The sequence below is a fragment of the Hoeflea sp. AS60 genome (assembly GCF_038900115.1).
In the GTDB taxonomy this organism is placed as follows: Bacteria; Pseudomonadota; Alphaproteobacteria; order Rhizobiales; family Rhizobiaceae; genus Hoeflea.
Window position 1 is genome coordinate 960,292 of record NZ_JBBMQP010000002.1, and the last position, 12,206, is coordinate 972,497.

The 12,206-nt window shown below is 59.3% G+C and carries 9 protein-coding genes; 4 read left to right on the forward strand and 5 right to left on the reverse strand.

All coding sequences use genetic code 11. The annotated features are described in order from the left end of the window. Positions 1–38: 38 nt before the first annotated feature. Positions 39–1,982, forward strand: a complete 1,944-nt coding sequence (locus WNZ14_RS14895) for a methyl-accepting chemotaxis protein (protein WP_342869427.1) — start codon at positions 39–41, stop codon at positions 1,980–1,982. Positions 1,983–2,658: 676 nt separating this feature from the next. Beyond that, a complete protein-coding gene (locus tag WNZ14_RS14900) occupies positions 2,659–4,653 on the forward strand; it encodes a methyl-accepting chemotaxis protein (protein ID WP_342869428.1) in 1,995 nt (664 codons plus the stop codon). An 81-nt stretch (positions 4,654–4,734) separates the two neighbouring features. Here WNZ14_RS14900 and WNZ14_RS14905 read toward each other — a convergent pair whose 3' ends face one another. The 3 genes from WNZ14_RS14905 to WNZ14_RS14915 form a co-directional block, all read right to left on the reverse strand. After that, entirely contained in the window at positions 4,735–5,217 is a 483-nt protein-coding gene (locus WNZ14_RS14905; RefSeq protein ID WP_342869429.1) for a RidA family protein, read from the reverse strand. 320 nt (positions 5,218–5,537) lie between these two features. Continuing rightward, positions 5,538–6,371 carry a 3-deoxy-8-phosphooctulonate synthase gene (kdsA, locus tag WNZ14_RS14910; protein WP_342869430.1) on the reverse strand — a complete coding sequence of 278 codons (834 nt, stop codon included), beginning with the start codon at positions 6,369–6,371 and terminating at the stop codon, positions 5,538–5,540. Further along, positions 6,368–7,261 (reverse strand): VOC family protein, encoded by an 894-nt coding sequence (locus WNZ14_RS14915; protein WP_342869431.1) that lies wholly within the window; start codon positions 7,259–7,261, stop codon positions 6,368–6,370. The genes kdsA and WNZ14_RS14915 overlap by 4 nt, the downstream gene beginning before the upstream one ends. 235 nt (positions 7,262–7,496) lie before the next feature. Between WNZ14_RS14915 and WNZ14_RS14920 the strand changes: the two genes are divergently transcribed. After that, a complete protein-coding gene (locus WNZ14_RS14920) occupies positions 7,497–8,303 on the forward strand; it encodes a D-alanyl-D-alanine carboxypeptidase family protein (RefSeq protein WP_342869432.1) in 807 nt (268 codons plus the stop codon). Positions 8,304–8,337: 34 nt separating this feature from the next. On the opposite strand, the gene WNZ14_RS14925 is transcribed toward WNZ14_RS14920, so the two are convergent. Then, a complete protein-coding gene (locus WNZ14_RS14925; protein WP_342869433.1) occupies positions 8,338–8,748 on the reverse strand; it encodes a hypothetical protein in 411 nt (136 codons plus the stop codon). Between the two features lie 1,087 nt (positions 8,749–9,835). Continuing rightward, on the reverse strand, positions 9,836–11,188 hold the full coding sequence (locus tag WNZ14_RS14930) for a mechanosensitive ion channel domain-containing protein (protein ID WP_342869434.1): 1,353 nt from the start codon (positions 11,186–11,188) through the stop codon (positions 9,836–9,838). A 334-nt stretch (positions 11,189–11,522) separates the two neighbouring features. Here WNZ14_RS14930 and WNZ14_RS14935 point away from each other — a divergent pair, with 334 nt between their 5' ends. Continuing rightward, the gene (locus WNZ14_RS14935; protein WP_342869435.1) at positions 11,523–12,179 is read left to right on the forward strand and encodes a hypothetical protein; all 657 of its coding nucleotides are present in this window, start codon (positions 11,523–11,525) and stop codon (positions 12,177–12,179) included. Positions 12,180–12,206: the final 27 nt, after the last annotated feature.

Genomic DNA, 12,206 nt, shown 5'->3' on the forward strand with positions numbered 1-12,206 from the left:
ATTCAAGTCAATAGACGATTGCGTAACGGAGAGATGATATGCAACTGAATATCGGACGTAGTCTTGTCGCATTTGGAATTATCGTCTCACTCGGACTCGTCAGCTCGATGGGATTGAAGCAATACGCCTTCGACGACCTGAAAGTGAACGGACCAGTCTATCACGAGATCGTCAACGGCAAGGATCTGATTGCAGACATCCTTCCGCCGCCGCTGTACGTGGTGGAATCCTACATGCTCGCCAATGAGATTGTGACGCAGCCGGAATCCCTTGAGAAGAACGCAAGCAAGATTGCGGCTCTCGGCGAACTTTATGAGGAGCGCCGGAGATTCTGGAAAGAGTCCGACCTTGAAGGATCACTCAACGCCAAACTTCAGGATGATGTGCTGGTCAAGGGCGATGCCTACTGGGCTGTGTTGAAGGGCACCTTCCTACCCGCGACGCAATCCGGCGACAGTGCCGCAGTAGCGGCTTCGCTTCGGGACCTTTACACGACCTTCCATATCCATGATCTGGCCGTTAACGAGCTGGTGGCTTCCGCCTCCAGTTTTCTGGAGAACGAAGAAGCCAAGGCGCGGGCGGAAGACACCCTCTTTTTCAATCTGACGTTGGCTGCAAGCGCCATTTCCGTTTGCCTGTTTCTTCTTGGTCTCTACATCTTCCGTCGCCGTGCTGTGGTTCCGCTCACCGACATGAAGGACTATATGCGGATGCTCGCCGATGGAGATTACTCCAATGAGGTTCCGCATGCTGGCCGCAACGACGAAATCGGCGAAATGGCGCAATCTGTTGCCTTTTTCCGCAATGCCGCGATGGAACGGAAGGCCGCACGGGCCCAATCCGAAACGGAACAGGCCGAAATTCAGCGCCAGGAACAGGAACTGGCCGAGCGTCAGGCCGCCGATGATGCCGAACGTGTCCGCGTCATCGAAGCGCTGACCACGGGCCTTGAGAATCTCTCGTCAGGCAACCTCGCCTACCGGATCAACACAGCCTTCGTTCCAGCATATGAAAAGCTGCGCACCGAGTTCAACGCTGCGGTCGGCTCGCTCTGCGAAACAATCGACGACATCTCGACAAGCACCGAATCTGTTCGCCTCGCCTCGTCCGAGATCGGCTCCTCGTCTGATGACCTGTCCAAACGCACAGAGCAGCAGGCAGCTTCTCTTGAGGAAACCGCAGCAGCACTCGACCAGATCACATCGACGGTCAAGAGTTCCTCACAACGCGCAGAGGAAGCAAGCGGTGTGGTCAACTCCGCCCAGACCGGCGCCGAGAAATCCGGCAAGGTCGTCAAGAACGCGATTTCGGCCATGGACAGGATCGCCGATTCCTCCAAGCAGATCAGTCAGATCATCTCGGTGATCGACAACATCGCCTTCCAGACCAATCTTCTGGCGCTGAACGCCGGTGTCGAGGCGGCGCGGGCAGGAGAAGCAGGCAAGGGCTTTGCGGTGGTTGCCCAGGAGGTGCGTGAACTTGCAGGGCGCTCGGCAAATGCCGCCAAGGAAATCAAGGCTCTGATCGAGACCTCTTCCAGCCAGGTCAGCGCCGGCGTGTCTCTGGTCAACGAAACCGGGTTGGCGCTCGGCGAGATCGAGAGCCAAGTCGGCAAGATCAATCTCCTCATCCAGTCGATAGTCACCGGCGCCCGAGAACAGTCCACGGCGCTCGCGGAAATCAACGCGGCGGTCAACCAGATGGATCAGGTGACCCAGCAGAACGCGGCGATGGTCGAGGAGACAAATGCCGCAACCCAGGGCCTATCCAGCGAAGCTGTCAAGCTCGATGGCCTTGTTCACCGCTTCAGAACCGGCTCAGACGCTGGAACCGGCGCGAAACGGCTTGTGGTGGCAGCCAATGCTTCGTCCAGACCTGTACAGTCACCGGCGCGCCTGCTCGGCACCAAGGTTGCCTCTGCGTTTGGCCGGAGCGGTGGAGCCGCAACCGCCCGCAAGGAAGAAACCTGGAGCGATTTCTAGGCTCATCGCAACTGCATGACAGAAACAAAAAGGCCACCGGTGAAGAGCCGGCGGCCTTTTTCATGTCGGGGTCCGTTTCGCGGAGGGGCCTTCCGATGCAGTCAAATATTTGAAACCTAAACCAAACTTTCTTAACCAGTGGAGGTCTATCTTTTTCTGACGCTGCCAGAAGGCCATATTCCCGGACATGCGGAGGCCCGAGACATCTTTTGCGATCTCCACCCCTTTCCCGGCGCGGCCATTCTTGGTGAAGAGTTGACTAACTCCCAACAGGCCAGATTTCGCATTCCTTTGTCAGTAAAATGTTCATCTATCGGTAACATCTAACGCTTATTTTAGCGATACTGACAAGACGGAGAGGCCCTACAGTCTCTGTTCTTCCGCATGATGCGAATTGTCGGCTGGAATCATTCCACCCCCACATCACATGCTCTGGAAGTCCCTGTCCAATGAACGACTGCGCGAAATCAAAAGACATACGTATCTGCTGCAGCCGTGGCGCGGGTATCCGCTGCCGGGGCAGGCAACTGCATGGATCGCGTCCGTCACTCAATCAAGCGCTGGTCCCCATCTGACGTGCCAGGCAAGCCCGCAATTTCGCACGGCAGCAACGGTTGCAGTCGTGGCAACTCACTTCCCATTCAGCAATCAAGATCACCAACATCGGAGTCCCGAAGTGCGTATAACTGACCTAAAGCTTAGTCGCGCCTTACCATTCGCCATCGCGGCGTTGATCGCAATCAATCTGGCCGCCATCGGTTATGCCGATTACATGATCAGCGATCTTGCCCGCAGCAGCCAGGAAGCGGCTGAGAAGACAAAGCAGAGCGACAAGCTGATCACCGAGCTTGCGGTCCTGATCACCGGCATCGAGCTCGACATCGTCTCCACCCAGGAGGCGTTGACCGATGTGTCCGCCACCCGCGGACTTGATGGACTGGATGACGGCTTCGCTTTGGCAGATGAGTCCGCTCAGGACCTTGCGACAAAAGCAAACAGGGTGATCGAGATCGGCGACAGCCTGAGTGACCCGTCACTGAGGGCGGCGATGGCGGCGCTGACAGACAAATTCGCGATCTTCCGGACCTCGGGGATCGAAATGGCACAGGCCTATGTCGCCGGCGGCCCAGCCGAAGGCAACAAGCTGATGGGCTCGTTTGACCAGGTGGCTGACAATCTTCAGCAGGAAATCCTGGCTTCCGCATCGGCCGTTCAGGCTGCGCAGAACCGTATTGAAGCGGAAATCGAAAGCCGGGTTGCCGAGATGAATTCCGGCGCTGAAAACTCGGTCATGATTGGAACCATCTTTGCAGCCATCGCTCTGACCCTTGGCCTGGCACTGATGGTCTACGTGTCGCGCAAGGTCGTTCGCCCTCTCACTGACATGAAGAACTATATGGGTACGCTGGCTGCAGGTGACTATTCCAATGAAGTCCCGCATGCAGAGCGCAAGGACGAAATCGGCGAGATGGCACAATCCGTCGCCTACTTTCGTGAGGCCGCGATCGAACGGAAGGCTGTACGGACACAATCGGAAAAGGAACAGGCCGAAATCCAGCGGCTGGAGCAGCAAGCCGCTGAACGCCAGGCCACAGAAGATGCGGAACGTGTTCGCGTCATCGAGGAATTGACCTCCGGACTTGAGAACCTTTCGTCGGGCAACCTCGCCTACCGGATCAACGCTGCCTTTGCGCCGGCCTATGAAAAGCTCCGGACCGAGTTCAATGCCGCGGTCGGTTCGCTCAGCGAAACCATCGACGACATTTCGTCAACGACCGAATCCGTTCGTCTCGCCTCGTCAGAAATCGGCGCATCTTCCGATGATCTGTCCAAGCGCACCGAACAGCAGGCAGCGTCGCTTGAGGAAACCGCAGCTGCTCTTGATCAGATCACATCGACAGTGAAGAGCTCCTCGCAGCGCGCCGAGGAAGCAAGTCAAATGGTCGGCTCCGCCAAGACCGGCGCCGAGAACTCGGGCAAGGTGGTCAAGAACGCCATTTCGGCAATGGAGAAGATCGAGGACTCTTCCAAGAAAATCAGCCAGATCATCTCGGTAATCGACGACATCGCTTTCCAGACCAACCTGCTGGCGCTCAATGCCGGTGTTGAAGCCGCACGCGCTGGCGAGGCAGGCAAGGGCTTTGCCGTTGTCGCTCAGGAAGTGCGCGAACTTGCAGGACGCTCGGCCAATGCGGCCAAGGAAATCAAGGCCCTGATCGAAACCTCATCAACGCAGGTCGGCGCCGGGGTTTCGCTGGTCAATGAAACCGGCTCGGCGCTCGGCGAAATCGAAGGCCAGGTCGGCAAGATCAATGACCTGATCCAGTCGATCGTTACCGGCGCGCGCGAACAGTCGACAGCGCTTGCCGAAATCAACTCTGCGATCAACCAGATGGATCAGGTGACGCAGCAAAACGCTGCCATGGTCGAGGAAACCAATGCCGCGACGCAGGGCCTGTCCAGCGAAGCGGTGAAGCTTGAAAGCCTGGTGCGCCGCTTCAACACCGGTGGAGGCGCCAGCGCTTCAGCGAGACGGCCTGTGACAGCAGCCAACGCTTCGTCACGGCCGACACAATCACCGGCGCGTGTGCTTGGAAACAAGCTGGCATCTGCTTTCGGACGCGGCGGCACAGCAACCGCTGCAAAGCAAGAGAGCTGGAGCGAGTTCTGATCTCATCCAGACTGCAGGATAGAACGAGAAAGGCCGCCGGGGACAAACCGGCGGCCTTTTTCATGCGAGATCAATGATTTCTCAGCGGGAGCTGGATCGCGGCGCCTCTGCCACAGCGCGAATTTCCATCAATCCGCCAGGGACGATGAGTTCGGAAACCCCGATCGCGGTCCAGGCGGGATAAGGGGCTCGGATGTAGCGGTCTTTCACCTGCATGAAGGTAGCCATGTGACGGGAGATGTCGACATGATAGGTTGTGATTTCCACCAGATCCGACAGGTCGGCCCCAGCAGCCTGAAGGATTGCGCGCAGGGCTTCAAAGGCGGTGGCAAACTGCGCTTCCGGGTCCCGCACCGCGAACAATGCATTCAGCTCGCTTGATGCCTTGGCCGTTGTGGCCTGAGCTCCCGCCAACCCGTTTTCGGCGGGTGGTTCGCCGTCGGGACTGGTGCCGATGATGCCGGAGCAAAAAATCAGCCCGTTCGTCACAACCGCAGGGGCAAAGTGCCAGTTGTCATAGACGCCTTGAAGCGCCGGTGGAATGATGCGGTGCGCTGATGTCATTCCAGCTCCCCTCGTTGTTTGTTTCGCCACATTAACCCCCGCCTCGCAACCTTAGCCAGATCACTGACGTCAAGCTCGTGAACTAGTCCGGACCATGCAGTTTCGAGAATGAAGCGAAGCCGAACACGTGGCAAATCATCAGCTTAATGCCGCGCACACGTCATGTCGAATTGCCTCCATGCGCTTCAGGCTACATCCACACGGTGCTCGCCGAGAACGGCATCAATTTGCGCTATGCACCGCACCACGCCAGGGGGCTGGCGGCGCGACACATCACCCACATGCTCGACATGCGATGCCGCGAGAATGGCATCGAGCGCCTAGCGCTTGGCCACCGCGTCAAAAGCCATGAGTGTTTCAAGCAAGCGCGGCATCTGAGACAACGGCACCATATTGGGGCCATCAGACGGCGCGTTATCGGGATCCTCATGGGTCTCGATGAACAGGGCCGCGACACCGACTGCAACCGCAGCACGTGAAAGGGTCTCGACGAACTCCCGCTGGCCGCCTGATGAGCCGCCCTGCTCGCCGGGCTGCTGCACCGAATGGGTGGCGTCGAACACCACCGGCGCGCCAAACGCCGCCATGATCGGCAGCGAGCGCATATCCGAGACCAGCGTGTTGTAGCCAAATGACACGCCACGCTCGGTCAGGAGCACATTGGAATTGCCGCTTTCGGTGATCTTGGCAAGCACGTTCTTCATGTCCCAAGGCGCCAGAAACTGCCCCTTCTTGACGTTTATGACACGTCCGGTGTTGGCGGCTGCGATCAGCAAATCAGTCTGGCGGCACAGGAAGGCGGGAATTTGCAGAATGTCGACAACTTCCGCAACGGGGGCGCATTGCTCTTCAGTGTGGATGTCGGTGATCACCGGCAGGCCGAGTTCCGCCTTGATGTCGGCAAAGACAGCCATCGCCTTGTCGAGACCAAGTCCGCGCGTGGCCTTGAGCGAAGTCCGATTGGCCTTGTCGTAGGACGATTTGTAGACCAGCCCGATACCGAGCTTGCCGCAGATTTCCTTGAGGCTGCCGGCAATTTCAAAGGCGTGCTCGCGGCTTTCCATCTGGCAGGGCCCGGCAATCAGCGTGAGCGGCAGATGGTTGCCGAAAACCGTGTTGCCGACGGCGACGGTAGAATTGGGCTCGGAACTCATCGAATTTCCTCAAAGCAATAATAAGCACCCTGGCCCGGCGCCGGGTCGACGAGAAGCCGTCCGCCAACCTGGCGGGCGGTCACATTGTTCTTGAGCAACAATGCGCCCAGAGCTGCCAGATCCTTGACCTGATAGACAATGGCGCGACCAGTCAGGCCGCGTTCGCGTGAAGGATCGGTGATGCCGAGATGGGTTTCGAGCCCCGCCTTATTGAAGACGGTGATGGTGGCGCCTTCGAGTTCGACCGACATGCCGAAGGAGTTGGCATCAACCTCGCGGTTGCAGGCAAGCTCCTGGATGTAATACTGGAAATCGGTCGGATTGAGTTCCGACAGGATGATTTCTGAAATCCCGGTGACGCCGTTTTCATGGGCGGTCAGCGCCGAACGATCAGCGGTTGGCACATTGATGCGTTCAACCGCAAAGCTGAAAAAATCCGGGGAGCGCAGATCGGCTGCAAACGACAGCTTGAAGCTTGCGGAGAGTTCCGATCCATCGGGCAGTTTCATTGGCCGCGAAAACTCGAGCATCTCGCCGGCGGACATGCCAAGCTCTAGAAAACGGGCATGATCGCCGTCTGCGTCACTCGAGCCAACCACCATCGCGCTGAAGCCGGTATCGCTTCTGCGGAAGCGGTAGGCCTGGTCGCGGGCGACAAACACATTGCCCTTTCGCGCGGCCTCTTCGCACTCCTCGCGCGACGCGATGGCCAGCGGCTCGAGATAGGTTCCGTCTTCGAAGAACACGCAAGCATTCTCTGTGCCGAAGGGATGGCGCGCATCGGCAGCTACGTTGAATCCGAGCGCGGAATGGCGCTGCCGTGTGGTGTCGAGGTCCTCGACCGGAAGCACGAGATGATCGAGAGGACGTCGGGTTCGCGGTGAGGCCATGTGTCAATTCACTCCGTTCGGCCTTCCCTTACCAGCAAGCCCGGATCAGGCGCAACTACGGCGAAGGGTCTTGGCTCAGGAGATATCGGGCAGCGTTACGTCAACTGGCCCGCCCTTGCAGGAATCAGCCTCAGAAGGTAACCAGTTAACGGGCTGTAAACGGGAGTTTCATTTGACTGGGCTGATTGCTGGCACGCTGCGACGCTGCCGCTTGTCGTTATTATTGATCTTGGTGATGGCGGCGGTTTCCGGCTGCGCCTCCTCCAGTGGATCCATTGAGGAAGCTGTTGCGCCGGTCGCGCCGACGACCGAGAAGTATGCTGCGATCGTGGTCGACACCAAATCCGGCGAGATGCTCTACGGCGCCAATATCAACGAGTTGCGTTATCCGGCCTCGCTGACCAAGATGATGACGCTTTATCTGTTGTTTGAAGCCATGGACCAAGGTCGCGTCAGCCGCACGGACCTCATTCCGGTGTCACGTGCTGCAGCAAGCCGGCCACCCTCGAAACTTGGTCTCAAAGCCGGCCAGTCGATCCCGGTCGACACCGCGATCCGGGTGCTGGTGGTCAAGTCCGCCAATGATGTGGCGAGCGCCACGGCCGAATTCCTCGGTAACGGCTCTGAAGAACGCTTCGCCCAGATGATGACGGCAAAAGCCCGTGCGCTTGGCATGAGCCGGACCACGTTTACCAATGCCTCTGGCCTGCCTGACAGTCAGCAGGTGACTACAGCGGCCGACATGGCTCGGCTTTCGATCGCGCTCAGACGCCAGTTCCCGCAATATTACGGCTACTTTGCCCAGAAAGAAGTCACGGTAGCCGGACGCACCATCAAGGGCCACAACAAGGCCATGGACATGATCCCCGGTGCGGACGGGCTGAAAACCGGCTACACCCGCGCGTCCGGCTTCAATCTTGCGACCTCCGTCAATCGTGGCGGCAAGTCAGTGGTCGGCGTGGTGATGGGCGAGAACACAGCCGCGATACGCAATGCAAGGATGGCGGCGCTGATGTCGGCCTATGTGCGGAAAGCCAAGTAGCAACCCCACTCAGCTCAGCTTTCAGTCGCAACGATCAGGGCCCCTCGCAGGTGATGCCGATTGGCGGCTCTTCCTCGATCTGCACAAAGCCGATCTGCAGCGGCGCTTCGTCATGCTCGCCGCGCAGCAGCCTGATCGCCGCCACGCGTCTTGTCACCTGCGGGTCGACAAGATCGATACGGAAGACCTCGCCATCATCATAGGCCTGGGCGATCTCCAGCGGTTCTCCCGGCAGGCCCTGCCCGGTGGTGAACTCCCGTCCGCCAACGGACAGCGACACCGAGAACACGTTTGGAACCGGCCCGGCGCCAAGCACGATCTCGAGACTGGAATCGAACTTCATATCGGTGCAGGAAATAAACACTGTGGCATGGGCTGGAAGTGAGACCGTCAACGCGAGTGCGGTGACTGCTGTGAATTTTGCAAATGTTGATCGAATGGGCATCGTCTGATCCTCCCTGGGCGTCCATCTCCACTCGCCTCTGCCGGCCACTCCGGAAGCCTATGCAGCCCGAGCCAGGCACCACACGGTGAGAGTGTCTCAAATTTGCGGTTTCGCGACAAGGGCGCAACAGGGCGCGCACCGGGGGCGCAGCCGTCAGCGCGCCCGCGCGGAAAACCGCCGGGGTGTTGGATCATGCTGATGTCCGGAGGGCCGCACGCGGGCTTTGCCTCAGGTAGTGAAGTGATAAGGGTGGCGCAACCCGCGCACGGCCCGAACGTCGCCGGATGATGTCCGCATCCGACAGGCGGCACCTGGCCCCACCGCGACAGCCGGACGAGGCCTTGCAGCAAGGTTTGAAACGCGCTCCGGCACGAACCCCATGGCCAACACGGCCATCAAATCCGCCACAGGCCCGGCTCGCTGTCCAATCCATATTTCCGCCCGAGGGCAGAAACCGAATTCGAGGACGATCCGGTGGCTGGCTTGGCCTCTTTATCCCGTGAAGGACAAACAGGCTGCCAGCGGAACCGCGTTGGCTTCCGCCTCCCCTCATTCCCCGCCACACGTTAGGGCGAGGCCCGAGAGGCTTTCCTCCCGCCTGGTCCGTTACGTTCGCGATCCATCCGGCGGCGGGAGTGCGAAGATGATGGCATGGGTGGATAAGGTGGGGATGAAATGTGGGTGGGCTTTGGGCTAATGAGTTGGATTTGCTCAATCCAATGTGGAAAATCTTGCACCGTGATGGCGCGTGTTGCACTGGACTTGACCAGTCGGCAGACCGTTTACAAAACGAAGCAGATAGGTGGTTTGCGGTTTTTGCTCGTAGAGCCCTCACCCGGACCGCGTCCTTCCGTCACGGCTCTGGACGAACCCGCCTGCATCTGCCAAAAGCCATTCCGGGACGCGACTGCCGTTATCTATAGAACGGGGTCGGGCTGTAGATTGACGTCACGCAGCTGCCGCGAGGACACGCTGGCCGTCCTGTATTTTCCCGGATTAAAAGTTCGGTGACAGTTTACTTTGACAAGTCTGTTGTCAGACCAACGACTTATGGGAAGCGTAAACTGTCATCGCTCCTCCCCAACAGTCACACCACCGGACGCTGGCCGAGCTCATCCTTGCCCTTCGAGGTCAGCAGATCGGTGTCGGGTTGCTGCTGGCGTTCGTCGTCGACCTTCTTGAGGACGGCGTCGTCGACGGCTGTGTCGGTGACGGGAACGGCGTCGGTGACTTTTACAGGTTTGGTTTTGGCTTGCGTCTTTTTGGCGGCGGGCTTGGGCTGAGGCACACCGCCGATTGGCAGATCATTGTCGATGAGCAGCCGGTAGATCGGTTCGGGCAGCGCGAAGCCGGCATCCTCGAGCGCGGTCTTGACGGTGCGGATCGCCTCGGAGCGGGCCTTGACGAAATCGGTCTCGGTCTGGTTGATCCAGCCCGAGACGCCAATCAACACGTTGGAATCACCGACTTTTTCAATCCAGGCACCGGGCTCGGGGTCGTCGAGCACGAAATCGAGGCTCTCGAGCGTGTCGTGGCAGACAGCCAAGGCGTCCTGCAGCACGCTGGCCGCATCGATGCCGAGCTCAAACGAGAATCGGCGCTCGGGATTGCGGGTGTAATTGATGATGTTGGCCTTGAACACGGTGGCATTGGGGATGCGGATGTGGTTGCCGTCGACATCCATCAGCAGGGTAGCGCGGGAAGTGAGCCGCACGACGAATCCTTCCATGCCCTCAAGCGCTATGAAATCGCGCGGCTGGAACGGCTGCCGGATCGACAGCAGGATTGAGGCTATGTAGTTCTCGACGGTGTCCTTGACCGCAAAACCGATGGCGAGACCAATGATGCCGACGGCGCCCAGAATGGTGCCTAGCACCGCTGTTGCGCCCAGAATGTCGAGCGCCATCAGTGCACCGAACATCAGGAAAGCGAGCCACACGGTCTGGCGCAGCAGATCGGCAATGAAGGCGTTGGGCGTGAGCCAGTCCCACGGCTGCTTGCGGGTGGTGACGAACCAGCCCAAAAGACCGATCAGCAGCCAGACCATGGCAGCAACCAAGAGCAGTGGCAGGTAATCGAGCGATTGCTGCAGCCGCGTCTCGAACCGGCCGATAACCGGCTTGAGGCGTTCGGTGACTGCGGTCTGTTCCGTGAGCTGGTTTTCGATGGCAACCACACCGGCGACGCGACTGACCAGATCTTCAGCCTTCTTGGCAAGCGCCGCTTCCTCGACCTGGCCGCTGAGTGTGACCACGCCTGACGTCACCGAAATTCGAACCTGGGCCAGCCCGTCGATTTCGCGGAATATGGTCTGGATGCGGTTGCGGATCTCGGCATCAGCGGTAACCGCATTGCCGATCTCGATGGTGGGACCGGACGGGGCGACCGTTTCCTGCGCCCGGGTAACGCCAGACATAGAGGCAATGCCGAAGCTCAACATGACCAGGCTCAAGACAAAACTGGCCACACGCAGCGGACGAAGAAGATTGGGACGGGTTGCGATGTTGCTGACCTCCTGGCCGCCGGTTCGAGGATGCACAGCAGCAATGGCCGGCAGGATTGTATGGCATTCAACCTAACCCGATAAGAACGCATCCGCCAACGGCTTCGTGCGGGCAAAGTTGCCTTTGTGATCACGGCACGTTCAACCGGGGCAAAGGCAACGCCTGTCACACCTGAGCAAAGCATGTATAGGGTGGCCCGTCCGAGGCCTGCAGCGCAACGCAGCGCTGAGCGGGCGGTTCAGGGACACAAGGATTGCAATGATAACCGGCATGACGAAGAAACGACAGTTCTTGAGACTGGCGCTCATAGCCGGTTTCTATCTATGCCTGATTGCCGGCGGTCGATGGCTGGGAATGACTATCGAAGAGCAGCTGCAGCTCTCAAACCTTGCGCAGGCCGACATGCCTTATCTTGGCACGCTAGCAGCGGTGCTCGCGGCTTACATTGTCCTCACGGCCATTCCATTCGTACCGGGAACAGAAATTGGTGTGGCGCTGCTGATGGTGTTCGGGGCGCCGGTTGCCGTGGTTGTCTATCTTTCGACGATCACGGCGCTGACGCTGTCATTCACGCTTGGGCGGCTGACGCCGGAACGGAAGCTGGCGGGATGGCTAAAGCGCCGCGGCCTTGTCCGCGCGGCGGCGCTTATCGAGGCTTTCGCGCGGCTCGGGCCTGAGGGCCGCGACCGCTATCTCACCCAGAATGCGCCGCGATGGCTCAAGCCATGGCTGGTCAATCACCGGATGATCACCTTCATCGCGCTGATCAACCTGCCGGGCAACACCCTGCTTGGCGGTGGTGGCGGCATTGCGCTGGTCACCGGATTGAGCAAGCTGATGTCGTTCCCGCAGTTTTTTCTCAGCGTGGCGGTTGCAGTGGCGCCGGTGCCGATTGCGGTGGTGCTGGCGGGGTGGATCGGCGGGTGACAGATAGGCTGTCACCATCCTTGTGGA